This is a genomic window from Sulfitobacter sp. NFXS29, assembly GCF_040148765.1.
GTDB lineage: Bacteria > Pseudomonadota > Alphaproteobacteria > Rhodobacterales > Rhodobacteraceae > Sulfitobacter.
On the sequence record NZ_JAGDED010000003.1, the window covers coordinates 144,296 to 167,949 of the forward strand.

General features: G+C 63.7%; 21 protein-coding genes. 14 read left to right on the forward strand and 7 right to left on the reverse strand.

The features are described 5' to 3' along the window. Positions 1–108: 108 nt before the first annotated feature. From J3456_RS07355 to J3456_RS07365, 3 genes are all read left to right on the forward strand, one after another. Positions 109–1,506, forward strand: a complete 1,398-nt coding sequence (locus tag J3456_RS07355) for an aminotransferase family protein (protein WP_349579563.1) — start codon at positions 109–111, stop codon at positions 1,504–1,506. Between the two features lie 206 nt (positions 1,507–1,712). Then, the gene (locus J3456_RS07360; RefSeq protein WP_067631066.1) at positions 1,713–1,976 is read left to right on the forward strand and encodes a YMGG-like glycine zipper-containing protein; all 264 of its coding nucleotides are present in this window, start codon (positions 1,713–1,715) and stop codon (positions 1,974–1,976) included. Positions 1,977–2,117: 141 nt separating this feature from the next. After that, complete coding sequence (locus J3456_RS07365) at positions 2,118–2,879, forward strand: sulfite exporter TauE/SafE family protein (protein ID WP_349579564.1); 762 nt, start codon at positions 2,118–2,120, stop codon at positions 2,877–2,879. Here the strand turns inward: J3456_RS07365 and nagA are convergent. Together nagA and J3456_RS07375 are read right to left on the reverse strand one after the other, a co-directional pair. Beyond that, on the reverse strand, positions 2,876–4,006 hold the full coding sequence (gene nagA, locus J3456_RS07370) for an N-acetylglucosamine-6-phosphate deacetylase (RefSeq protein WP_349579565.1): 1,131 nt from the start codon (positions 4,004–4,006) through the stop codon (positions 2,876–2,878). The genes J3456_RS07365 and nagA overlap by 4 nt on opposite strands. Next, positions 4,003–4,893: a glucosamine kinase nucleotide-binding domain-containing protein gene (locus J3456_RS07375; RefSeq protein ID WP_349579566.1), complete on the reverse strand. Its 891-nt coding sequence runs from the start codon at positions 4,891–4,893 to the stop codon at positions 4,003–4,005. The genes nagA and J3456_RS07375 overlap by 4 nt, the downstream gene beginning before the upstream one ends. Positions 4,894–5,008: 115 nt before the next feature. Here J3456_RS07375 and pdxR point away from each other — a divergent pair, with 115 nt between their 5' ends. From pdxR to J3456_RS07405, 6 genes are all read left to right on the forward strand, one after another. Beyond that, positions 5,009–6,472 (forward strand): MocR-like pyridoxine biosynthesis transcription factor PdxR, encoded by a 1,464-nt coding sequence (gene pdxR / locus J3456_RS07380; RefSeq protein ID WP_349579567.1) that lies wholly within the window; start codon positions 5,009–5,011, stop codon positions 6,470–6,472. Positions 6,473–6,568: 96 nt separating this feature from the next. Further along, entirely contained in the window at positions 6,569–8,344 is a 1,776-nt protein-coding gene (gene xsc / locus J3456_RS07385; RefSeq protein ID WP_349579568.1) for a sulfoacetaldehyde acetyltransferase, read from the forward strand. Between the two features lie 3 nt (positions 8,345–8,347). Then, positions 8,348–9,448 carry an acetate/propionate family kinase gene (locus J3456_RS07390; protein ID WP_349579569.1) on the forward strand — a complete coding sequence of 367 codons (1,101 nt, stop codon included), beginning with the start codon at positions 8,348–8,350 and terminating at the stop codon, positions 9,446–9,448. After that, positions 9,445–12,261, forward strand: a complete 2,817-nt coding sequence (locus J3456_RS07395) for a molybdopterin oxidoreductase family protein (protein WP_349579570.1) — start codon at positions 9,445–9,447, stop codon at positions 12,259–12,261. The genes J3456_RS07390 and J3456_RS07395 overlap by 4 nt, the downstream gene beginning before the upstream one ends. A gap of 49 nt (positions 12,262–12,310) precedes the next feature. Next, positions 12,311–13,075: a 4Fe-4S dicluster domain-containing protein gene (locus J3456_RS07400; protein WP_349579571.1), complete on the forward strand. Its 765-nt coding sequence runs from the start codon at positions 12,311–12,313 to the stop codon at positions 13,073–13,075. After that, on the forward strand, positions 13,075–13,950 hold the full coding sequence (locus J3456_RS07405) for a dimethyl sulfoxide reductase anchor subunit family protein (protein ID WP_349579572.1): 876 nt from the start codon (positions 13,075–13,077) through the stop codon (positions 13,948–13,950). Before J3456_RS07400 ends, J3456_RS07405 begins: the two co-directional genes overlap by 1 nt. 62 nt (positions 13,951–14,012) lie before the next feature. Here J3456_RS07405 and dapA read toward each other — a convergent pair whose 3' ends face one another. Continuing rightward, on the reverse strand, positions 14,013–14,888 hold the full coding sequence (gene dapA, locus J3456_RS07410; RefSeq protein WP_067941085.1) for a 4-hydroxy-tetrahydrodipicolinate synthase: 876 nt from the start codon (positions 14,886–14,888) through the stop codon (positions 14,013–14,015). A gap of 125 nt (positions 14,889–15,013) precedes the next feature. Between dapA and J3456_RS07415 the strand changes: the two genes are divergently transcribed. After that, positions 15,014–16,978, forward strand: coding sequence for a lytic transglycosylase domain-containing protein (locus J3456_RS07415; RefSeq protein WP_349579573.1), 1,965 nt, complete (start codon positions 15,014–15,016; stop codon positions 16,976–16,978). Here the strand turns inward: J3456_RS07415 and J3456_RS07420 are convergent. Further along, entirely contained in the window at positions 16,943–17,836 is an 894-nt protein-coding gene (locus J3456_RS07420; RefSeq protein WP_120351998.1) for a DMT family transporter, read from the reverse strand. The two genes, J3456_RS07415 and J3456_RS07420, sit on opposite strands and share 36 nt — an antisense overlap. After that, positions 17,833–18,507, reverse strand: a complete 675-nt coding sequence (gene mnmC2 / locus J3456_RS07425) for a tRNA (5-methylaminomethyl-2-thiouridine)(34)-methyltransferase MnmC2 (RefSeq protein WP_349579574.1) — start codon at positions 18,505–18,507, stop codon at positions 17,833–17,835. Before mnmC2 ends, J3456_RS07420 begins: the two co-directional genes overlap by 4 nt. Positions 18,508–18,565: 58 nt before the next feature. Between mnmC2 and J3456_RS07430 the strand changes: the two genes are divergently transcribed. Next, entirely contained in the window at positions 18,566–19,603 is a 1,038-nt protein-coding gene (locus J3456_RS07430) for an NAD(P)/FAD-dependent oxidoreductase (protein WP_349579575.1), read from the forward strand. A gap of 59 nt (positions 19,604–19,662) precedes the next feature. Here the strand turns inward: J3456_RS07430 and J3456_RS07435 are convergent, their stop codons facing one another. Together J3456_RS07435 and J3456_RS07440 are read right to left on the reverse strand one after the other, a co-directional pair. Further along, positions 19,663–20,319: a YiaD family glycine zipper/OmpA-like lipoprotein gene (locus J3456_RS07435; RefSeq protein WP_067629273.1), complete on the reverse strand. Its 657-nt coding sequence runs from the start codon at positions 20,317–20,319 to the stop codon at positions 19,663–19,665. 99 nt (positions 20,320–20,418) lie between these two features. Then, complete coding sequence (locus J3456_RS07440) at positions 20,419–21,321, reverse strand: methylated-DNA--[protein]-cysteine S-methyltransferase (RefSeq protein WP_349579576.1); 903 nt, start codon at positions 21,319–21,321, stop codon at positions 20,419–20,421. A gap of 109 nt (positions 21,322–21,430) precedes the next feature. On the opposite strand from J3456_RS07440, the gene nth reads away from it, so the two are divergent. The 3 genes from nth to J3456_RS07455 are packed head-to-tail and all read left to right on the forward strand — an operon-like array spanning position 21,431 to position 23,654. After that, entirely contained in the window at positions 21,431–22,075 is a 645-nt protein-coding gene (nth, locus tag J3456_RS07445) for an endonuclease III (protein WP_120352000.1), read from the forward strand. Next, positions 22,072–23,061: an adenosine kinase gene (locus tag J3456_RS07450; RefSeq protein ID WP_349579577.1), complete on the forward strand. Its 990-nt coding sequence runs from the start codon at positions 22,072–22,074 to the stop codon at positions 23,059–23,061. Before nth ends, J3456_RS07450 begins: the two co-directional genes overlap by 4 nt. After that, positions 23,061–23,654 carry a GNAT family N-acetyltransferase gene (locus J3456_RS07455; protein WP_349579578.1) on the forward strand — a complete coding sequence of 198 codons (594 nt, stop codon included), beginning with the start codon at positions 23,061–23,063 and terminating at the stop codon, positions 23,652–23,654. Before J3456_RS07450 ends, J3456_RS07455 begins: the two co-directional genes overlap by 1 nt.

The window sequence follows — 23,654 nt, forward strand, 5'->3', positions numbered from 1 at the left end:
CTGGCACTACTTGCGGCGCGGATTTCGCGGTGATGTGATAGGCACATTCCCCGCCTCAGCGCGGGCTTCATTCGTGGGTTCGCCCACCCGCACAGAAAGGTTTGCCCCATGGACGGCAATTTCAACGAGAACGACATCTCCCGCGTTGTCGAAGCCGACCGCGCGCATATCTGGCACCACCTGAGCCAGCACAAACCCTATGAAACGATCGACCCGCGCATCATTGTCGAAGGCAAGGGCATGCGGGTCTGGGACCAAAAGGGCAAAGAGCACCTCGATGCCGTGTCGGGTGGTGTCTGGACGGTCAACGTCGGCTATGGCCGCGAAAGCATCGCCAATGCCGTGCGCGACCAACTGATCAAGCTGAACTATTTCGCCGGTTCCGCCGGCTCGATCCCCGGTTCTCATTTCGCCGAGAAACTGCTGGATAAGATGCCGGGTCTTGATCGCGTCTACTATTGCAACTCCGGCTCCGAGGCGAATGAGAAAGCCTTTAAAATGGTGCGCCAGATCGCGCACAAACGCTATGGCGGCAAAAAGCACAAGATCCTCTACCGCGATCGCGATTACCACGGCACCACCATCGGCTGCCTCTCAGCGGGCGGTCAGGACGAGCGCAATGCACAATATGGCCCCTTCACGCCGGGGTTTGTGCGCGTGCCGCATTGTCTGGAATACCGCAGCTTCGAACAGGACGGTGCGCCGCAAGAGAACTACGGCACATGGGCGGCTGACCAGATCGAAAAGGTGATCCTCGCCGAAGGGCCGGAAACCGTCGGCGCGCTTTGCTTAGAGCCGGTGACAGCAGGCGGCGGCGTGATCTGCCCGCCCGATGGCTATTGGGAGCGGGTGCAAGAGATTTGCCGCAAATACGACATCCTGCTGCATATCGATGAGGTCGTTTGCGGTGTGGGCCGGACCGGGACTTGGTTCGGCTATCAGCACTACGGCATCCAGCCCGACATGGTGACCATGGCCAAGGGCGTCGCCTCAGGCTATGCCGCCATCGCCTGTCTGGTTACGACCGATGCGGTCTTCGACATGTTCAAGGACGATGCCAGCGATCCGCTGAACTACTTCCGCGACATCTCGACCTTTGGTGGCTGCACCGCGGGGCCGACCGCGGGCATTGAGAATATGAACATCATCGAACGCGAGAACCTGTTGGAGAACACCACCAACATGGGCCACTACATGCTGGAGCAGCTTCATGCGCTGGCCGACAAACACAAGGTGATCGGCGATGTGCGCGGCAAGGGGCTGTTCTTGGGCGCCGAACTGGTCACTGACCGCGACAGCCGCGACCCCGTCGAGGAAAAGCGCATCCAAGCCGTCGTCGGGGACTGCATGGCCCAAGGGGTGATCATCGGGGCCACCAACCGCTCCCTGCCCGGTAAGAACAACACGCTGTGTTTCTCGCCCGCCCTGATCGCCTCACGCGATGATATTGATGAGATCATCACCGCGGTGGATGGCGCATTGGGCCGGGTTTTCGCTTCGGCGTAAAACCGCGCTTTCAGGCCTGCGACAGGCGGCATCGGTTGACCCGGTGCCGCCTTCGTCTATCTAAACCTCTGTCTTGCCCGAACATGACAACAGATGGAAAATTGCCGCGCACACCCGCGTTGAAAATTTTTCTTAACGTCCATCGCTTTCGCGGGAACCTCTTCCAATCCCCCCGCGTTGGCAAATGAGTAACTTGGGAGAAAGACATGAAGAAATTCCTTATCGCCGTTCCGCTGGTCGCCACTCTTGCCGCTTGTAACGGCACCACGCCCAGCCAAGGCGCCCTGACAGGTGCAGCCCTCGGCGCAGCCACAGGTGCTGCTGTTTCAGGTGGTGACGACAAGGTTCAAGGCGCAATCATCGGCGGTCTCGCTGGTGCGGCGGCTGGCAACTACATCGGCCAGACTCAGTCCGGCAAATGTGTGTACCAGAACTCCAACGGCCAGCGCTACGTCGCAGCTTGCCCGTAAACGGCTGACATCGCGCGATTTCGCGCTATCGGGGCTTCGACCATCGGTCGGAGCCCTTTTTCGTGTCTGCCCCCCCATCTTGGCATCGCCGTGATTTGATCCTAACAGGGTTCCAAGCGCCGCATGGCGTGGGGAGGGACAATGACCACTTTAAGCGATATCGCGATCTTGCTGATCGCGGCCTTTGGCGCGGGCGTGTTGAACACCATCGCCGGGGGCGGCACCTTTCTGACCTTTCCGGCGCTGGTCTTTACCGGGATGCCACCTGTGGCGGCCAATGCCACCAGCGCCGTGGCGGTGTTTCCCGGCTACCTTGCCGGGGCTTTCGGCTTTCGCGATGAATTAGGCGGCTTTGACCGCAAGCGGTTGCTGCGGCTTAGCCTCATCACACTGGCGGGCGGTGTGGTCGGCTCGGGCCTGCTGCTGGTCTCGTCCAACGCGGCCTTCTCGATTGTCGTGCCTTTCTTGCTCCTCGCGGCGACGCTGGCCTTCCTGCTGGGCGACCGCGTCCGCGCCTTTGCCGCGTCCCATGCCCGCGCCGTCACACCCGAAGGCGCGCTCGGCCTGTTCGCGGTCAGCGTCTATGGCGGCTATTTCAACGGGGGCTTGGGCATCGTTCTGCTGGCCCTCTTCGCGCTTTGGGGCATGACCGACCTCCACGGGATGAACGGGCTCAAGAACGGGCTGAGCTTTGTGCTCTCATCGATTTCCGTGGCGGTCTTTGCCTTGGCCGGGCTGGTCGCATGGCCGCAGGCGTTTCTGATGATGCTGGCCGCGACGGCAGGGGGCTATGCCGGAGCGCCGCTGGCGCGGGCCTTGCCGAAACAGACCGTGCGCTGGCTGATCGCCGCCATCGGCTTTGGCATGAGCGCGGTGTTCTTCTGGCGGCTTTTCGCAGGCTAGGCCAGCAGTTCCACCGCACCGCTTTCGGGGTCGAACAGCAGCAAAGGTTGGCCCGCGCTTTCGATCCGGCCCAAGCCCATATCATCGCGCAACAGCGCCAGCGGCCCCGAAATCGCCCGCGCCAAGGCGGTCTCCAACGGCTCTCCCACCGCATGGGTCAGCGTACGGACCGCGCGACCCAACTCCAAGTGCGCCCCCGCCAGAGTGCCATCCGCCAAGGTCAACCGCCCCTCCGCGCGATAAACCTCGCGCCCGTTGAGCGTGAAGCCCGCGATATCAGAGCCCGCCGTGGCCATGGCATCACTGACGAGGAAAATCCCCTCCCCCTTGGCCGCCAGCGCGTTGCGCATGCTGGCGGGATGCACATGGATGCCATCGGCAATCAGCCCGGCGTGAACCCCGTCCCGCGCCAGCGCCGCCCCAACCAATCCCGGCGCGCGGTTGCCCATCTGGCTCATCGCGTTGAACAGATGCGTGACGCAGCGCGCGCCCGCATCAAAAGCAGCCATAGAGGTCTCGTAATCCGCGTCGCTATGGCCAAGCGAGACGATGACCCCCGCCTCCGCCATCGTGGCGATCTGCGCGGCGCTGGTGTTTTCCGGCGCGACCGTCACCATGAGGTTCGGCAGCAGCACGGCGGCGCGCAGGATCAGGGCAAGATCCGCCGCCTCCATCGGGCGGATCAGCGCCCCGTCATGCGCACCCTTACGCGATAACGCCAGATGCGGGCCTTCCAGATGCAGCCCGATAATGCCCGGCACCCCCTCGGCGATAGCAGCCGCGACAGCCTCAATCGCCGCTTCGGTTTTATCGGGCGTGTCGGTGATCAAGGTGGGCAAAAGCGCCGTGACACCCGTGCTGCGATGCGCCTCGGCCATGCGCCGCAGGGTGGCCACATCGGGCCTGTCGTTGAACATCACCCCGCCGCCGCCATTGACCTGAAGATCGACGAAACCGGGGCAGAGCACCCCCGCCTGCAGCCGCTCTGTCGGCACGCCCTGCGGCACCTCTTCAAAGGCAAGGATGCGGCGGCTGCCGTCTTGCATCTGCGCCAGCACCTTGCCGTGGTGCAGATGCTTTCCATCGTGAATATCCGCCCCGGTGAAAACCCTCGCGATCTCGCTCATGGCAAAACCTCCTCCGCTGCGGCCTTGCAGACCAGATGAAACGCCCCATCAAGCGCCGTGCCGCGCGCCGCGATCAGCCCTGACAGATGGTCTTCTGGCAGGTAACGCGCGTAATGCGGGCCAATCCCGCCCAGCAGGCAGAGCGGGTCGCCGGGCGCGAAATCCAGCGCCTTCAAGGCGCGGAGGTAATAGGCCGCCCCCTCTTGCATCAGTGCCTGCGCGTGGCGGTCCCCAGCCTCGGCAGCCGCGATGACCTTGGGCGCGAATGCCGCATAGTCTCCGGGTTGCGCTGTCAGGCTGAAAGAAACGAGAGCCTCTGGATCATCGCCGAAATCCGCCATCAAAGCGCGGGTCAGGTCGCTGTGCGGCAGCACCCGGTCATGGCATTGCAACGCAAAATCCAACGCGCCCCGCCCCAGCCATGCGCCTGATCCTTGGTCGGCCAGATGAAACCCCCAGCTTCCGACATAGCGATACGCCGTGCCGTCCGTCGCGGCCACAATCGTACCCGTGCCGATGGCCAGCAGCCAGCCCGCCACGCCTTCGCCAAGCGCGCCGACCACGCAGGCGGGGCGGTCATCGTCGGCGTGGATCCGGGCATAGGGCAGCGCCGCGCGCAGCCGCGCTTCGTCCCGCGCGACGTTCATACCCGCCAGCCCGATGAACGCCGTGGCGTTCTTGAGTGCCGTGAGGGGCAGCCCCGCCTCGGCCGCCGCCGCGTCCACCGCGCCGCGCAGGTTTGCGAGCGCTCTGTCCGGGGCATTGCCGATATTGGCGCGCCCCCCTTTTGCACGGCCAAGAATGCCATCGCGCTGCGTGCCGATGGCGGCGCGGCAACCGGTGCCACCACCGTCAACGGCGATCAAAAGAGGGGCGGAGATGCTCATGCGACACTTTTAGGCGAGGTGCAGGGTGAACGGAAGTCGCGCTGTGCGCCGATTTAATTCACCGCAATATAATGCCAGATTGAACTCCCCCTAGGGCCAGCCTAACGTCGCCCCCATGGCCCTGCCCGTCGAGACCTTCTTCCTGCGCCCCGATGCGCAAGGCACCCTGCAACAGCAGATCCAACAGATGATCGCCCAAGGCATCCTCTCGGGTCGGTTCCAGCGGGGTGAGAAGCTGCCCTCCACCCGCAAGCTCGCGGCGCATCTGGGGGTCAGCCGGATCACGGTCACCATCGCCTATACCGAGCTTTTGGCGAATGACTACCTCACCTCGCGCGGGCGGTCGGGGTATTTCGTTTCAGACAACGCCCCCGCGCCCCCAGCCTTCGCGCCCCGGGCCGAGGCCGATGACGCCATCGACTGGACCCGCGCCATCGGTCAACGCTTCAGCGCCAATGGGCTGGCCGCCAAACCGCAGGATTGGGCCAGCTACCGCTACCCCTTTATTTACGGGCAAGCCGACCCCTCCCTTTTTGACCACGCCAACTGGCGGCTCTGCGCGCTGCAAGCCTTGGGTCAACGCGACTTCACTTCGATGACGACCGACTACTACGATCAGGACGACCCGCAGCTGATCGAGTTCATCGCCCGCCACATCCTGCCCCGGCGCGGCGTCTCGGCGCGGCCCGAGCAAATCCTCATCACCCTCGGCGCGCAGAACGCGCTTTGGCTGACCGCGCAGGTGCTGCTGACCCAACGCCGCCGCGCCGTTTTAGAAGACCCGTGTTATCCGGCGCTCAGCGGTATCCTGAGCCAGTCCCGCTGTCACATCACCCCAGTACGCGTGGATCAAGACGGCCTCCCGCCTGAGGCGATCCCCCCCGATACGGATGTGATTTTCACCACGCCCAGCCACCAATGCCCGACCAATGCGACCATGCCGATGGACCGCCGCCGCGCGCTCTTGGCCCGCGCCCGCGCGCTTGAGGCGCTGATCGTCGAGGATGACTATGAGTTCGAGATGTCCTTTCTCAAACCCGCCTCGCCCGCGCTCAAATCGCTCGATGATGAGGGGCGGGTGATCTATGTTGGCAGCTTCTCCAAGTCGCTCTTTCCGGGGCTGCGGCTGGGGTATCTGGTGGGGTCTGAGCCGTTCATCCGTGAGGCCCGCGCGCTGCGCGCCTCGGTCCTGCGCCACCCGCCTGGGCATATCCAGCGCACTGCCGCTTATTTCCTGTCTCTGGGCCATTACGACGCGCAGATCCGTCGCATGGGGCTGGCCTTGCACGAGCGTCGCCGCGTCATGGAAGAGGCGCTTGAGACGCACGGCCTGCGTGTCTCGGGCCGGGGTGCCTATGGCGGATCGTCCTTCTGGATGCGCGCGCCGGAAAGCGTCGATACCGCGCAACTGGCCGAAAACCTGCGCGCGCGGGACGTACTGGTCGAACCCGGCCACGCCTTTTTCGCGGGCGAAGAGAAGGCGACGAATTACTACCGGCTGGCCTATTCCTCCATCCCCGCCGCACGCATTGAGGAGGGGGTTGGCCTGATCGCCGAAGAGATCGACCGCCTGCGCTGATCTGGCCCTAGGGCTAGGCCAATTCTGGCCCTAACCCCCGCCCGCGCCTGCCCGTAATTTGCCCAGAGCTTTGCCCCACGCCCAAAGGATCGACCCATGAAAATGACCACCGAAGAAGCCTTCGTCAAAACCCTTCAGATGCATGGGATCGACACTGCCTTTGGCATTATCGGCTCGGCCATGATGCCGATCTCCGACCTCTTCCCCGCCGCCGGGATCACTTTTTACGACGGCGCGCATGAGTGTAACTCCGGCATGATGGCCGATGGGTTTACGCGCGCGTCGGGGCGGATGTCGATGATGGTGGCGCAAAACGGGCCGGGGATTACCAACTTTGTGACGCCGGTGAAAACCGCCTATTGGAACCACACGCCGCTGCTGCTGGTGACCCCGCAAGCGGCGAACAAGACCATTGGTCAGGGCGGTTTTCAGGAAGTCGAGCAGATGGCGCTCTTCCGCGACATGGTCGCTTATCAGGAAGAAGTGCGCGATCCGACCCGCATTGCCGAGACGTTGAACCGGGTGATCCTGCAAGCCAAACGCCACTCCGCCCCGGCGCAGATCAACATTCCCCGCGATTTCTGGACCCAAGTGATCGACATCGACCTGCCCGCCATCGTCGAGTTCGAGCGCCCCTCTGGCGGCGAGACGGCCATTGCCGAAGCGGCAGAGCTCCTTTCGAACGCCAAATTCCCGGTGATCCTGAATGGCGCGGGTGTGGTCATCGGCGGCGCAATCGACGACGCGCGCAAACTGGCCGAACGGCTCGATGCGCCTGTCTGCTGCGGCTACCAGCACAATGACGCCTTCCCCGGATCGCACCCGCTGTCGGTCGGGCCGCTGGGCTACAACGGCTCGAAAGCGGCGATGGAATTGATCGCCAAGGCCGATGTGGTGCTGGCGCTTGGTACGCGGCTCAACCCCTTTTCAACCCTGCCGGGCTACGGCATCGATTATTGGCCCAAGGACGCCAAGATTATTCAGGTCGACATCAACCCCGACCGCATCGGCCTGACCAAGAAGGTCAGTGTCGGCATCGTCGGCGATGCGGGCAAAGTGGCCCGCACGATCCTTGACGGGCTGAGCGACAGCGCGGGCGACGCGGGGCGCGAGGAACGGCGCAACCTGATCGCCCAGACCAAATCCGCATGGGCGCAGGAACTCACCTCGATGGATCACGAGGACGACGATCCCGGCACCACATGGAACGAACGCGCCCGCGACCGCGAGCCGGAAAAGATGTCCCCCCGCATGGCATGGCGCGCAATCCAGAAAACTCTGCCGAAAGAGGCGATCATCAGCTCCGACATCGGCAACAACTGCGCCATTGGCAACGCCTATCCGACATTTGAAACGGGCCGCAAATACCTCGCCCCCGGTCTCTTTGGCCCCTGCGGCTATGGTTTCCCGGCGATCTGCGGGGCCAAGATCGCCTGCCCGGATGTGCCTGTGGTGGGCTTTGCCGGGGACGGTGCGTTTGGCATTTCGATGAACGAGATGGTCAGCGTCAGCCGCGACGACTGGCCTGCCGTGACCATGGTGATCTTTCGCAACTACCAGTGGGGCGCGGAGAAACGGAACACGACGCTGTGGTTCGACGACAACTTCGTCGGCACCGAATTGGCGCAGGACGTGAGCTATGCCGCAGTGGCCAAGGCCTGCGGCGTCGAGGGCGTGCAGGTATCGTCAATGGATGAGTTGACCGACGCGCTGGACCGCGCAGTCAAAGCGCAGATGGAAGAGGGCAAGACCACCTTTATCGAAGTGCTGCTGAATCAAGAACTTGGCGAGCCCTTCCGCCGCGACGCGATGAAGAAACCCGTTTCCGTCGCCGGGATCAGCCGGGATGACATGCGCCCGCAACGGGTCTGAGGCGTGACACAAGCGCTGGTGCTTGTCGTCAACGCGGGATCGTCATCCATCAAGGCGGCGGTCTTTGACGGCGGGTTAACCGAGCGTCTGCGGATTGAGGCGCAGGGCATCGGCCAGACCGGCGCACTTCGGGTCGGCTCTGCACCAACGCAGCCGCGCGCCTTGCCGGATCACCAGACGGCCTTTCGCGCGCTGCTAGAGGCGCTGCGCGGGGCGGGTATCGATACTGGCGATCTCACCGCCGCCGCGCACCGTATCGTGCATGGCGGGCCGGATCTGGCCGAGACCTGTGTGATCAGCCCGAAAGTGCGGGCCGCCATCGCCGCCGCCGCGCCGCTGGCACCGTTGCACAATCCGCACCACCTCGGGGCCATCGACGCGCTGGCCAGCCTCATGCCCGACCTGCCGCAGGTTGCCGCCTTTGATACCGGGTTTCACCGGACCAACCCCGAAGTCGCCCGCCGCTATGCCCTGCCCGAACGGGCAGAGACCGCCGCACTGCGCCGCTATGGGTTCCACGGCATCAGCTATGAAAGCCTCGTCGCGAACTTTCGCGAGACCACTGGCGCAGACCTCCCCCGCCGTTTGCTGGCGCTGCATTTGGGCAATGGCGCATCGCTCTGCGCCATCCACGAGGGGCAATCGGTCGCCACCACCATGGGCTTTTCGCCGCTCGGCGGGCTGACCATGGGCACCCGCGCGGGCGAGATTGACGCGGGCGCGGTGCTGCATCTGGTGCGCGACGTTGGATTGGAGCAGGCTCAAACGCTGCTGCATCACAAAAGCGGGTTGCTGGGGCTATCGGGTCTCACCGCCGATATGCGGCAATTGGCGGAAACAGACAGCGATGCCGCCCGCTTCGCCCGTGACCACTTTTGCTACTGGATCACCCGGCAAGCGGGGTCGATGATCGCCGCCATGGGCGGGATCGACGGCATCGCCTTCACCGGGGGTATCGGCGAAAACGATTCCGAGGTGAGGGAAAAGGTTCTTGCAAACCTAAGCTGGGCGGGAAATATTCCCAATTGGATCATCCCCGCCGCCGAAGAGAAACATATCGCGCGCCAAGCGCGCGCCTTGCTGAAAGACCCAGCCCGCCCATGAAGCATTCCCAGCCGCCGCTTGATCTGTCGCCCAGGGTCTCGGACGAGGTTCGCAAGACCACCTGCTACATGTGCGCCTGCCGCTGCGGCATTGACGTGCATATGAAAAAGGGCAAGGTCGCCTATATTGAGGGCAACCGCGACCACCCGGTGAACCAAGGTGTGCTCTGCGCCAAAGGCTCTGCGGGGATCATGCAACACAACTCCCCCGCGCGGCTGCGCAACCCGATGAAACGGGTCGGCCCGCGTGGCTCGGGAGAGTTTGAGAGCATTAGCTGGAAAGAGGCACTGCAGATCGCCACCGACTGGCTGGAGCCCCTGCGCCGCGAAGCGCCGGAAAAGCTGGCGTTCTTCACCGGGCGCGACCAATCGCAGAGCTTCACCTCGCTCTGGGCGCAGGCTTTCGGCACGCCGAACTACGCGGCCCATGGCGGTTTCTGCTCGGTCAATATGGCCACCGCGGGCATCTACACGATGGGCGGTGCGTTCTGGGAATTTGGTCAGCCCGATTGGGACCACACCAAGCTGTTCATGCTGTTCGGTGTGGCCGAGGACCATGACAGCAACCCGATCAAGATGGGTCTGGGCAAGCTCAAGAAACGCGGCGCACGGGTCATCGGGGTGAACCCGATCCGCACCGGGTACAACGCTATTGCCGACGATTGGGTCGGCATCACGCCCGGCACCGATGGGCTGTTCATCCTGTCGTTGATCCACTGCCTGATGAAGGCCGGGCGCATCGATCTGGATTACCTTGCGCGTTACACCGACGCCCCAGTGCTGCTGAACAGCGACCCCAAGTCGCCGGAGTATGGCCTGCAACTGCGCGATGAGGACGGCAAGGCGCTGGTGGTCGACCGCAAGACCGGCAAGCTGACCCCCTTCGATCAGCCCGGCGTGCGCCCTGACCTTGCCGCCACTTACCGAACGGCGGGCATTACGCACCGCCCGGTCTTTCACCAGATGGCCGAGCAATATCTGGGTGAGGACTACACCCCCGAAGCCGTGGCCGGGCGTTGTGGCATCCCCGCCCCGCGCATCCGCGCCATCGCCGCCGAACTGGCCCGCGTCGCCTTTGACGAAGCCTTCGAGCTTGAGCACGAATGGACCGACTTCCGCGGCGAGCATCACAAGACGATGACAGGCCGCCCGGTCTCTTTCCACGCCATGCGCGGCATCTCGGCCCACGCCAATGGGTTTCAGACCTGCCGTGCGCTGCATGTGCTGCAGATCATCCTTGGCACCGTCGAAGTGCCGGGCGGTTTTCGTTTTAAGCCGCCCTACCCCAAGCCTGCCACCGCGCACCCCAAACCACATTGCAAAGCCACCCCCGATGCGCCGCTCGACGGGCCGCATCTGGGTTTCGTTCAAGGCCCCGACGATCTGGCGCTACGCGCTGATGGCAGCCCGGCGCGGATCGACAAGGCGTTCACATGGGAAAACCCGATGTCAGCCCATGGGCTGATGCATATGGTGATCTCCAACGCCTACGCGGGCGATCCCTATAAGATCGACACGCTGTTTCTCTATATGGCCAATATGTCGTGGAACTCTTCGATGAACCCCGGCGGGGTGATGGAGATGCTGACCGACACCGACGAGAATGGCGACTACGTCATCCCGCGCATCATCTATTCCGATGCCTATTCCTCGGAAATGGTCGCCTTTGCGGACCTGATCCTGCCCGACACGACGTACCTTGAACGGCACGACTGTATCTCACTGCTCGACCGCCCGATCAGCGAGGCCGACGCCGCAGCCGATGCGATCCGTTGGCCGGTTGTCGAGCCTAACCGCGACGTGCGCGGCTTTCAGTCAGCGCTCTGCGATCTGGGGGCGAAGCTCGGCCTGCCGGGTTTCGTAAACGAGGATGGCAGCCAGAAGTTCAAAGACTACGCCGATTACATCACCAATCACGAACGCCGTCCGGGCATCGGCCCGTTGGCCGGGTTCCGAGGCAAGAACGGCAAGGATGTCGGACGGGGGGAGCCAAACCCCGAGCAGATTGACCGCTATATTGAAAACGGCGGCTTCTTCGTCAATCATATCCCGGAGGGGGCGAACTACTACAAACCGTGGAACGCTGCCTATCAGGATTGGGCCGTCGGCATGGGCATCTATGACGCGCCGCAGCCCTATCTGTTCTCGCTCTACGTCGAGCCGCTGCGGCGCTTTCAACTGGCCGCCGAAGGTCATGGCAAACGCCAGCCCCCCGACCATCTGCGCGAGCGCATCAAGCAGACAATGTCGCCCCTGCCGATCTGGTATGACAGCGATCCGCAGGGCGCTGAGGGCTATGACGTTCACGCGCTCACCCAACGCCCGATGGCGATGTACCATTCTTGGGGCGGTCAAAACGCATGGCTGCGCCAGTTGCACGGGCACAACCCGCTCTACCTGCCCACCGCGATCATGCGCGCCAAGGGGCTGCAAGACGGCGACTGGGCGCGCGTGACCTCTCCGCACGGCGGGATCACCGTGCCGGTGATGGAGATGGCGGCCCTGAACCCGAAAACGGTCTGGACGTGGAACGCCATCGGCAAGCGCAAAGGCGCATGGGCGCTGGACCGCGACGCGCCCGAGGCGACCAAGGGCTTCTTGCTCAACCACCTGATCCACGAGTTGCTGCCACCGAAAGGCGATGGGCTGCGGTGGTCGAACTCCGACCCGATCACCGGGCAGGCCGCGTGGTTCGACCTTAAAGTGCATATCGAGAAGACCGACGCCCCCGCCGAGGCGCAGCCGAAAATCCCGCCGCAACGCTCCCCCGTCCCGCCCGCGCCGCGCGACATTGCGTGGAAGGTGGGCAAATGACCGCCTCTCTCTCCTCCGCACCGCTCAAGACCCCTCAGGACACCCAGCCATGACCACGCTCCCACAACAGACCGACCGCAAACTCGGCCTTGTGATCGACCTTGATACCTGTGTCGGCTGCCATGCATGCGTGATCTCCTGCAAGGGTTGGAACACCGAGAACTACGGCGCGCCCTTGTCGGACCAAGACGCCTATGGCGCGGACCCGTCGGGCACCTTCCTCAACCGCGTGCACAGCTATGAGGTGCAGCCCGAGGCCGGTGCCGCGCAACTCGTTCACTTCCCGAAATCCTGCCTGCACTGCGATGACGCGCCCTGCGTCACCGTTTGCCCCACGGGGGCGAGCTACAAGCGCGTCGAAGACGGCATCGTGCTGGTCAACGAAAGCGATTGTATCGGCTGCGGCCTCTGCGCCTGGGCCTGCCCCTACGGCGCGCGTGAGATGGACGTGGCCGCAGGTGTGATGAAGAAATGTACCCTCTGCGTCGACCGTATCTATAACGAGAACCTGTCCGAAGAAGACCGCCAGCCCGCCTGTGTACGCACCTGCCCCGCCGGCGCGCGGCACTTTGGCGATCTGGGCGACCCCGACAGCGCGGTCAGCCAGCTTGTCGCCGAGCGTGGCGGAGTGGACCTAATGCCCGAGCAAGGCACCAAGCCGGTCAACAAATACCTCCCGCCCCGCCCGCGCGACCAGTTGCAAGGCCCAGAGGACAGTAGGGAGATTGACATACTGGCGCCCTTCCTTGCCCCGATCGACAGCGGCCCCAAAAGCTTCCTCGGCTGGCTTGACCGCACTTTGGAGAAGCTCTGATGCATCCGGCACCATCTGTCATCTTGTTCAGCAGCCTGTCGGGGCTCGGCTTTGGCCTGCTTGCATGGCTCGGCATCGGCCTGCCTGCCGTGACCGGCTGGGTGGCCTTCGTTTTCTTCGCGCTGGCTTACCTTTTGGCCGTGGGCGGGCTGATCGCATCGACATTCCACTTGGGCCATCCAGAACGCGCGCTCAAGGCCTTTACCCAATGGCGCAGCAGTTGGCTTAGCCGTGAAGCTTGGACCTCGGTCGCGGCCTTGCTGACCATGGTGGCCTATGGCGCGGGGCTGGTGTTCTATGACACGCGGCTTTGGCCGCTGGGGCTGCTTGGCGCGGCGCTGTCGCTGCTGACGGTGCTGACCACGGCGATGATCTATGCTCAGATGAAGACGGTGCCGCGCTGGCACAGTGTCATGACGCCGCTGAATTTCCTCTCGCTTAGCATTGCGGGGGGCGCGTTGCTGGCCGGGCAAGTGACCGCGGCGATGCTGCTTCTTGCGCTGGCGGGCGTGGTGCAGATCGTCACATGGTGGCGCGGGGATCAGGCGCTGGCGGCCTCGGGCACCGATATCGCTACGGCGACGCGGCTCGGCAATATCGGCAGCGTCCGCGCCTTTGAGCCGCCGCATACTGGCAGCAACTACCTGCTGCGAGAGTTCGTTTATCAGATTGGGCGCAAACACGCGCTGAAGCTGCGGGTAATTGCGATTACGCTTATGGTGCTGCTGCCACTGCTGCTTTTGCTATCGCCCGTGATGCACCACCTTGCCGCTGCGCTCGCGGTGCTCAGTCACGCAGCGGGGGTGCTGACCTCCCGCTGGCTGTTCTTTGCGCAGGCGGAGCATGTGGTCGGCATCTACTACGGCAAACGCTGAACGCAAAAGAGGGGGTGTCTCCACCCCCTCTTGCATTCTAACTCACGGATTAAAAAGCAGTCTTAGTTCATCAAACCCGCATGACGCAGCCCCGCATCGACCAGTTCCTTGGTCGGGTCCGTCAGCTCTGTCAGCGGCAGACGCACCTCGTCAGAACACAGGTCCAACCGCGACATGGCGTATTTCACGCCCACCAGCCCCGGCTCGGTAAAGATCGCTTTGTGCAGCGGCATCAGACGGTCTTGAAGCTCCAACGCTTTGGCGTAATCACCCTCTAGGCAAGCAGCCTGCATCTGCGCGGAAAGACGCGGTGCGACATTGGCGGTGACCGAGATACAGCCAACGCCGCCTTGGGCATTGAACCCATGCGCAGTGGCGTCTTCGCCGGACAGCTGGCAGAAATCCGGGCCGCAGGTGATGCGCTGATCGCTGACGCGCGCCAGATCGCCGGTGGCGTCTTTCACGCCGACGATGCGCGGCAGTTGAGCCAACTCGCCCATCGTCTCGGGCAGCATATCCACGACCGAACGGCCGGGGATGTTGTAGATGATGATCGGCAGCTCACAGCAGTCATGCACGGCGGTGAAATGCGCCACCAAGCCGCGTTGCGTAGGCTTGTTGTAATAGGGCGTCACCACCAGCAGCGCGTCGGCGCCGACCTTTTCGGCGTGGCGGGCAAGGCGGATGCTTTCGACCGTGTTGTTCGACCCGGCACCGGCAATCACCGGGATGCGCCCAGCGACGGCTTTGACCACCTCTTCGACGACGGTCTCATGCTCGGCATGGCTCAGCGTCGGGGATTCGCCGGTGGTGCCGACGGGGACAAGCCCGCTCGACCCTTCGCCGATGTGCCATTCGATAAGTTTCTTGAGCGTATCCAGATCCAGCGCGCCGTTGCGAAACGGCGTGACGAGGGCAGGCAGAGAGCCTTTGAACATGTGCACGCTCCTTAAGTGCTGGCCGGCGGAAAACCGGACTGGATGAAGACTTTTACGGGCACTAATGTTTGATAAACCTCGCCCGAGCCATATGTTGCAAGGCTCTAGCCTCGGAGACGTAGGAAATGCAAGCGATGACGCGCCTGATGGCGATTCTCATGAGTGTTTTTGTCCTGACCGTGCCTGCGGAAGCGCAGCGCCCGCGCCCTTTGGGCTGGGCGATGGACGCGATGCGCAGCGGCAATTGGGACGCGGCTGCGGCTTTGGCCGCCCGCGATGGGCAGGTCGCCGCCGATGTGATCGAATGGCACCGCCTGCGCGCCGGGCGGGGCACCTATACGCAAGCGCGTGACTTTCTGAACCGCAGGCCCGATTGGCCCGGTGAGGCATATTTGCGCCGGCAGACCGAAGCCGCGGCGATCAAACAGTCCCAAGACGACATACTGGATTTCTTTTCGGCCATGGCCCCGCAGACCCCGCGCGGGGTCTTGGCCCATGCCAAGGCATTGATCGACAGCGGCCAGCGCGGCGAGGCCGAGGCGAACCTCGTTCTGGCGTGGCGCACCATGCCGATGAACGCCACCAGTCAGGAGTTGTTCGTCGACACATACGGCAGCCTTCTGGCCCCGCATCACGCGGCGCGGCTCGAAGAAATGCTCTGGCAGCGCGAGCATTCAGAAGCACGGCAGATGTTCGATCTGGTTTCCAGCGCCGACAAGGCACTGGCCGAGACGCGCATCGCCCTGCAAAAGCTGGAAAGCGATGTGAACATCAAGATCGACGCCCTGCCCGCATCAAAGGCCGATGCGCCGGGGCTGGCACATGACCGCTTTGAATGGCGGATGCGCAAAGGGCTGCGCGATGACGCCAAGGCATTGATGCTGGCAAGGTCGACCTCGGCTGTGGGGCTGGGCCAGCCCCGCGCTTGGGCCAACCGCCGCCGCGCCTTGGCGCGGGACGAGATGCGCAATGGCGATGCCAAAACCGCCTACCGGCTGGCCTCGCAGCATTTTCTGACCGACGGCTCGAACTACGCGGACCTTGAGTGGCTCTCGGGCTATATCTCGCTGCGCTTTCTAAACGACCCAACCACTGCGTTGGGCCATTTTCAAAACCACGATAACGCCGTGGAATCCCCGATCAGCCAAGGCCGCGCCGGCTATTGGCAAGGCCGCGCGTTGGAAGCGATGGGCGATGCCGAAGGGGCTGCCAAAGCCTATGCCATGGGGGCGAAGCATCAGACATCCTTCTACGGACTGCTGGCCGCTGAGCGGGGCGGCATTCCCTTCGACGAAAAGCTGACTGGCGCGGCCCCGGCCCAAGACTGGCGAACATCCCCGCTGGCCCGCGCGCCCTTGTTCGAAGCCGGGTTGCTGTTGCAGGCCTCGGGTGAGCTGTCCACCGCAGAGCGGTTCTGGACCCATCTTGCAGAGCAACTGGTGCCCGAAGACATCGCCCTGCTGGGGCAGGCGGCAATTGACGCAGGTCAGCCGCATATCGCGGTGATGATTGGCAAACGCGCGGCGCAGCGCGGGTTGGAAGTGCCCGCCCCCTATTATGCGCTGCACAGTCTGGTCGAGAAAGACCTGCCAATGGCCACCGAAATGACCCTTGCCATCGCGCGCCGCGAAAGCGAGTTTGACCCGAACGTCCAAAGCGGTGTCGGCGCGCGGGGCTTGATGCAGATCATGCCCGCAACGGCGAAAGACGTGGCGCGCGATCTGGGCATCTCTAGCCAGCACACCACAGACCGTCTGACCGCCGATCCTGATTACAACGCGCGGCTTGGGGCGACTTACCTGTCGCAAATGGCGGGGCAGTTTGATGGCAATGTGGCGATGATGTCAGCCGCCTATAACGCGGGCCCCAGCCGCCCGCGCCGCTGGATGTCGACCTATGGCGACCCGCGCAAAGGCGAGATCGACATCGTCGATTGGATTGAGATGATCCCCTTCCGCGAGACGCAGAACTACGTCATGCGGGTGACCGAAAGCCTGCCCGTCTACCGCGCCCGACTGGGGAAAGACCCGTTGCCGATCCCCTTTAGCGAAGAGTTAACCGGGTCGACGCTGAAGGCGTTCGCGCCATAGGGTGAACAGCCCCGCCGCCACGATCATGCCCGCGCCCAGCACCACGCTGGGACGCAGCACTTCGTTAAAGACCGACAGACCAATGATCACGGTAAAGATCAACTGCGTATAGGCAAAGGGTTGAACGGCGCTCGCCTCGGCAACCTCATAACACCGTATCAGCAGCCAATGGCCCGTGACCCCGGTGATGCAAAGCGTGCCCATCAACAGCCAGTTGCCCGGTGTCATCGGCTCCCAAAACCAGACGCCGACGGCGGTCATCACCGCCGCTCCGGTCACGCCGGTCCAAAAGAAACTCGTCGCCGTATTGTCACGCCGTGCGACATAGCGGGTGAGCAATCCATAAACTGCGAACATTGCCGCCCCTGCCAGAGGGATCGCGGCGGCAGGGTCCACCACCCGCAGCCCCGGTTGCAGGATCACCAGCACCCCGATGAACCCCACACCAATCGCGGCCCACCGCCGCCAGCCGACCTTTTCACCCAATATCGGGCCCGACAGCGCCGCCACCAGCAGTGGATAACAGGTGAAGACAGCATGGCTTTCCACCAGCCCAAGGATCGTGAAGCCCAGCACCATCGTACAAATTTGCGCCGACAACAGCACGCCACGCAGGATCTGCACCGCAGGCTGCGTGGTCGCGGCGGCTTTGCGGATGCCGCCCGCTTTGCGCAGCGCCAGCGCGATAACGAAAGCGGCAAAGAACCAATAGCGGATCATCACCACCATCAGCACGTTGTAATTTTCGGCCAAATGACGCGACAGCCCGTCTTGGACGGCAAAGACCATTGTCGTGGCGATCATCAGCATGATGCCAAGCGGGATGTTATTGGATTGAGGCACGCTGGACTGGCTCATGCTGGCATCTGCGCGCGGGTCATGTGGCGTTTGCGGCCATAGCCGGGGATGCGGGTGACTTCGAACCCGCCCGCGCTGAGCGCGCGGCGGACGAAGCCTGCGGCGGTATAGGTCGCGGCAGTGCCACCGGGCGCGGTGTGGTGGGCGACTTCGGCCAACAGAGCATCGCCCCACAACTCAGGGTTCTTGGCGGGCGAGAACCCGTCGAGGAACCAAGCATCGGCCTGCCCCTGCCACGCGGGGAGGGCCTGCCGCGCATCACCGATGATGATCTCGGCGCGCAGGCCGGGCAGTTCCAACACGCCGCCGGTGCCATCCCACGCCGCTGTCAGCGCATCACGCCGCCCGTCAAGCGCGGGAAAGGCCGCATGGGCCTGCGCCATATCCTCAGGCCGCATTGGGTAGGCTTCGAAACTGGTGAAATGCAGCGGCCCGTCAAGACCCGCGCGCATCCAAGCATCCCACGCGAGCAGCAGGTTCAGCCCGGTGCCAAAGCCCAGTTCGGCGATGTGAAAACCGGGGCGAAACCGCTCAGGCAGATCATTGCCCGCCAGAAAGACATAGGCCGTCTCCGCCGCGCCATCCTCTAGGCTGAAGTAGGGATCATCGAACTGGGTCGAGACGGGCACTTGGCCCTCGCGCCACGTGATCTGGGTATTCTGGTTTGGCACGGTACGTCCTGCTAGAGGGGGAGTGAAGTCGCGCAGACACTGCGCAAGCTGGCGGGGAATGGCAATGGTGGATGTAACCGTAAGAGGGGCCGGGATTTTCGGCCTGTCGGTGGCTTGGGCCTGCGCGCTGCGCGGGGCATCGGTGCGGGTGGTGGACCCGGCAGGACCGGCGGCAGGCGCCTCGGGCGGGATCGTGGGCGCGCTGGCGCCGCATGTGCCGGAGAATTGGAACGCTAAGAAAGCCTTTCAGCTTGAAAGCCTGCTCAGCGCTGAGGGTTTCTGGGCCGAGGTTGAGGCCGTGGGCGGTCACGCCCCGGGTTATATCCGCAGCGGGCGGCTGCAGCCGGTGGCGGATGACGCGGCGCTCGCGCTGGCGCGGCAACGGCAAGACACGGCAGCCGAGCTCTGGCAGGGCCGTGCCCGGTGGGAATTGATCCGCGCCGAGGATCGCGATTGGGCCCCGCACAGCCCCACCGGGTGGCTGATCCACGACACGCTCAGCGCCCTCGTCCACCCACGCCAAGCCTGCGCGGCGCTGGTGGCGGCCTTGGCGGTGAAAGGCGTTGAGATTGTGGCCGAAGCCCCCGAGGCGGGCCAGACCCTCTGGGCCACCGGCGTCGCGGGGTTGGAGACGTTGAATGCGGGCCACCCGCGTCTGGTTGGCGCAGGGATCAAGGGTCAAGCCGCGCTCTTGCAACTCGACCAAGGCGGCGCGGCGCAGCTCTTTGCCGATGGTGTGCATGTGATCCCGCATCTGGACGGCACGGTGGCCGTCGGCGGCACGACAGAACGCGAATATGACAGCCCCGACAGCACCGATGCACAGCTTGACGTGGTGATCGCCAAGGCCCGCGCGGCGGTGCCCGCCTTGCAAGACGCGCCGGTGATCGAACGCTGGGCCGGGCTGCGCCCCCGCAGCCGCAGCCGCGCGCCGATGCTGGGCACATGGCCCGGCAGGCCGGGGCAGTATATCGCCAATGGCGGGTTCAAAATCGGCTTTGGTATGGCCCCCAAAGTAGCAGAGGTGATGGCAGATCTGCTGCTTGAGGGGCGCGACACTATCCCCGTTGGGTTCCGGGTCGGCGATAACCTTTAGGCCAAAGAAAAACCCCGGCCACTGGCCGGGGTTCAGTACCGTTCCCAAAGGGTCGCGGCTTAGCGTGCGTTCGGCAGGATCACGATCTCGACCCGGCGGTTCTGCGCCTTGCCTGCGGCACTCAGGTTACTCGCCACCGGCTGGCTTTCGCCACGGCCAAATGTCTGCAAACGCTGCTGCGGCACGCCGTTGGACAGCAGGATATTGCCCACAGCCTGCGCGCGACGCTCGGAAAGCTGCTGGTTATACGCTGCTTCGCCATCGCTGTCGGTGTGGCCGACGACCTGCAGGGTGGAGTTCTGATAAACGTTCACATTCTGCGCCAGCGCGGCCAGATCGTCACGCAGGGCGGGCGATACATTGGTGCTGTCGGTCGCGAACAGGATATCCTGCGGCAGGGTCACGATCAGACGGTCGCCGGTGTTGGTAATGACCACACGGCTGTCCATCGCGGCGCGCAACTCGGCTTCTTGCTTATCAAGCGAGTAACCCACGCCTGCGCCGATCGTGCCGCCGATCAAAGCGCCTTTCAGCGCGCCTTTGCCGTCACCTTCGGAAATCGCACCGGCAAGGGCCCCGACGCCCGCACCGATCAAAGCGCCATTCTTGGTCCGCTGGTTGGGATCGCCATTGCCGGGCTGCAGAGGCTGCGTACACGCACCCAGTGTCATCGCGCCGGCCAGAGCGGCGGCCAAAGTCATCTTCGAAGAAATCATGTCTACTGCCTTCATGTTTGCGGGCCCCGTTCGGGCGGGGCATCTTGACGTGAACGCAATATAGGCACTCAATGTTCCCGCGAACATTACATATAACCGTTATTCGGCAGAAACCCGCCCAGATGGGGGAGTTTGCGCCTCTGCCCGCGCGGATTCAAAGGCCAGCATCGCCCGTTTTACCGGCAGGCCCCAGTGATAGCCGCCCAAGCCGCCGCTTTTGCGCAGCGCGCGGTGACAGGGGATCAGCCAACTCACCGGATTGCGCCCCACCGCCGTGCCTACGGCGCGCACGGCACGGGGGCTGCCGATGCTCTGCGCGATCTCGGAATAGGTGGTCACCTGCCCCGACGGGATGCTCAACAGCGCCTCCCAGACCTTGATTTGAAACGGCGCACCGATGAGGTAGAGCGGTGCCTTCGCTTCGGGGTCTTTTTGCATGCCAAACGCGGTATCGACCCATGGACGCAGGCGGTCGGGTGCTTCGACGAAATCGGCCATGGGCCACCGGCTGCAAAGGTCCTCCATCGCCGCGTCCTCTCCCACTTCGGAGGAGAGCGCCAAGCCGCAGATGCCTTTGTCGGTGCCCATCACCAGCGTCGGACCAAAGGGGCTGTCAAACCACCCCCAATAGATCGTTAGCCCGGCGCCTTTTCGGGCGAACTCACCGGGGCTCATCGCCTCCCAGCGCAGGAACAGGTCATGCAACCGTCCGCTGCCTGATAGCCCCAACTCATGTGCCGCCGCCAATGTGGTGAAGTGATCGCGCAGCATGACCTTGGCCTGATCCAGCATCAGATATTGCTGGTAGCGTTTGGGCGACACCCCCACCCAGCGCGAGAACAGCCGCTGGAAATGCGCGGCGGACATGCCCATTTCCCCGGCGATCCAGTCCAGTTGCTTGGGGTCTTCGGCCTCATCGATCAGGGCGATGGCGCGGCGCATCACCTGATAGTGGTAACCCTGATCTTCGGGCGCGGGGGATATCTGTGCGATCTGTGTCATGCCCCTAGATTAGCCACGCCCCAGCCCCCGCGCGACCCGTTTCTTGCGCCAATGTATCGCAGCCCGCCCCCGCTTGCCCTGCCGCGTCATTCATCGCATACCCAGAGCCATGGCCCGCCAACTTGATTATCATACCATCCGCGAGATCTTCGCACGCTTCCAGCAGGCAGAGCCTGAGCCCGAGGGCGAGTTGGAACATGTGAACGTCTATACGCTGGTTGTGGCCGTGGCGCTGAGCGCGCAATCCACCGATGCGGGCGTCAACAAAGCCACGCGCGAGCTTTTCAAAATCGCCGACACCCCGCAGAAGATGCTGGATCTGGGGGTTGAGGGGCTGATCGACCATATCAAAACCATCGGCCTCTACCGTCAGAAAGCCAAGAACGTCATCAAACTGAGCCAAATCCTCGTCGACGATTACGACGGTGAGGTGCCCAATTCCCGCGCGGCGCTGCAATCGCTGCCGGGGGTGGGGCGCAAAACGGCGAATGTGGTGCTCAATATGTGGTGGGGCCAGCCCGCGCAGGCGGTGGACACGCATATCTTCCGCGTTGGCAACCGCACCGGCATCGCGCCGGGCAAAACCGTCGACACAGTCGAACGCGCCATCGAAGACAACATCCCCGCTGATTTCCAGCGTCATGCCCATCACTGGCTGATCCTGCATGGCCGCTATCATTGCAAGGCACGCAAACCGCTGTGCCGCACCTGTATCATCCGTGACCTGTGCCAATACGAGGACAAGACAGAATGACCCAATACGAAGTGGTTGGCATCGGCAACGCCGTCGTCGACGTGATCTCCCATGCCGATGACACTTTCCTTGCCGAGAACGGCATCGAAAAAGGCATCATGCAGTTGATCGAACGTGACCGCGCCGAAGATCTCTATACCGCGATGCAAGACCGCGTGCAGACGCCGGGCGGCTCGGTCGCCAATACCGTCGCAGGCGCGGGCGCGCTGGGCCTCAAGACCGCCTTCATTGGGCGGGTGCGCGATGATGAACTGGGCCAGTTCTACGCCAAGGCGATGACCGACATCGGCATCGATTTCGTCAACGCCCCGGTGACCGAGGGGGAGAACCCAACCTCGCGCTGCATGATCTTCGTTACCCCAGATGGGGAGCGGTCGCTGAACACATATCTCGGCATCTCGACCGGGCTGACCTCGGCTGACGTGCCGCAGGCGGTGACGGAAAGGGCCAAGCTGATGTTCCTTGAGGGCTACCTCTTTGACCATGACGCGGGCAAAACCGCCTTTCGTGAGGCCGCGCGCGCGGCGACGGCCGGTGGCGGCATGGCGGGTATCGCCATCTCCGACCCCTTCTGCGTGGAGCGTCACCGCGATGATTTCCTCGCACTGATCGAAAACGATCTGGGCTATGTCATCGGCAACGAGGCCGAGATTCGCGCCCTGTGGGAGACCGACGATACCGAAGCCGCGCTGGCCAAAACCGCCGAGATTTGCCCGCTGGTGGTCTGCACCCGGTCGGGCGACGGGGTCACGCTGGTGCGGGGCGAGGAACGTGTCGACGTGCCGGTCGAAAAGGTCGTCCCGGTGGATGCCACGGGCGCAGGCGACCAATTCGCGGCGGGCTTCCTCTATGGTCTCGCCACGGGCCGCGATCTGGAGACCTGTGGCCGCATGGGCAACATCTGCGCAGGCGAGGTGATCCGCCACATCGGGCCCCGCCCCCAGACCGACATCATGGCCCTGTTCAAGGCCGAAGGGCTGGTCTGATGATCGAGAACGGCTTTCACGATGTCCCGCCCGGCAAACTTGCGGTGGTGGTGACCCATCTGGAAATGGACGCCAAACCCAGCTTGCGGGAGGTGCCCCTGCCCGAGGGTGTGACCTTTCAAAAGGTCACACCGACGCTCGACTGGTTTCGCGACATTTTCTGCCGGGTTGGGATGGATTGGCTGTGGTACGGGCGGCTCAAGCTGGATGACGCGGGCCTCTCCGCGGTGCTGCAAGACCCGGCGCGGGCCTTCTATACACTGACCCGCGATGGCAAGGACGAGGCGCTTCTTGAGCTGAACTTCCCCGAAGATGGCACCTGCGAACTGGCCTATTTCGGGCTGACCTCGGCGCTGATTGGCAGCGGATCGGGGCGGTATCTGATGAACCAAGCGATCACCCTGGCATGGAAACAGCCGATCACCCGGCTGCACCTGCACACCTGCACCAACGACAGCCCGCAGGCGCTTGGCTTTTATGCGCGCTCAGGCTTCACCCCCGTTCGCCGTCAGGTCGAGATCGACGACGATCCGCGCCTGACCGGCCTGCTGCCGCGCGATGCGGCGCCGCAAGTGCCGCTTATCGAAGGGTAG

Coding starts and splice junctions, on each gene's coding strand:
- J3456_RS07415 (WP_349579573.1), top strand. CDS start 15,014: ATGCAAGCGATGACGCGCCTGATGGCGATTCTCATGAGTGTTTTTGTC.
- J3456_RS07405 (WP_349579572.1), top strand. CDS start 13,075: ATGCATCCGGCACCATCTGTCATCTTGTTCAGCAGCCTGTCGGGGCTC.
- xsc (WP_349579568.1), top strand. CDS start 6,569: ATGAAAATGACCACCGAAGAAGCCTTCGTCAAAACCCTTCAGATGCAT.
- J3456_RS07450 (WP_349579577.1), top strand. CDS start 22,072: ATGACCCAATACGAAGTGGTTGGCATCGGCAACGCCGTCGTCGACGTG.
- J3456_RS07435 (WP_067629273.1), bottom strand. CDS start 20,319: ATGATTTCTTCGAAGATGACTTTGGCCGCCGCTCTGGCCGGCGCGATG.
- J3456_RS07365 (WP_349579564.1), top strand. CDS start 2,118: ATGACCACTTTAAGCGATATCGCGATCTTGCTGATCGCGGCCTTTGGC.
- nth (WP_120352000.1), top strand. CDS start 21,431: ATGGCCCGCCAACTTGATTATCATACCATCCGCGAGATCTTCGCACGC.
- pdxR (WP_349579567.1), top strand. CDS start 5,009: ATGGCCCTGCCCGTCGAGACCTTCTTCCTGCGCCCCGATGCGCAAGGC.
- J3456_RS07420 (WP_120351998.1), bottom strand. CDS start 17,836: ATGAGCCAGTCCAGCGTGCCTCAATCCAATAACATCCCGCTTGGCATC.
- dapA (WP_067941085.1), bottom strand. CDS start 14,888: ATGTTCAAAGGCTCTCTGCCTGCCCTCGTCACGCCGTTTCGCAACGGC.
- J3456_RS07395 (WP_349579570.1), top strand. CDS start 9,445: ATGAAGCATTCCCAGCCGCCGCTTGATCTGTCGCCCAGGGTCTCGGAC.
- J3456_RS07355 (WP_349579563.1), top strand. CDS start 109: ATGGACGGCAATTTCAACGAGAACGACATCTCCCGCGTTGTCGAAGCC.
- nagA (WP_349579565.1), bottom strand. CDS start 4,006: ATGAGCGAGATCGCGAGGGTTTTCACCGGGGCGGATATTCACGATGGA.
- J3456_RS07400 (WP_349579571.1), top strand. CDS start 12,311: ATGACCACGCTCCCACAACAGACCGACCGCAAACTCGGCCTTGTGATC.
- J3456_RS07455 (WP_349579578.1), top strand. CDS start 23,061: ATGATCGAGAACGGCTTTCACGATGTCCCGCCCGGCAAACTTGCGGTG.
- J3456_RS07360 (WP_067631066.1), top strand. CDS start 1,713: ATGAAGAAATTCCTTATCGCCGTTCCGCTGGTCGCCACTCTTGCCGCT.
- J3456_RS07375 (WP_349579566.1), bottom strand. CDS start 4,893: ATGAGCATCTCCGCCCCTCTTTTGATCGCCGTTGACGGTGGTGGCACC.
- J3456_RS07440 (WP_349579576.1), bottom strand. CDS start 21,321: ATGACACAGATCGCACAGATATCCCCCGCGCCCGAAGATCAGGGTTAC.
- J3456_RS07430 (WP_349579575.1), top strand. CDS start 18,566: ATGGCAATGGTGGATGTAACCGTAAGAGGGGCCGGGATTTTCGGCCTG.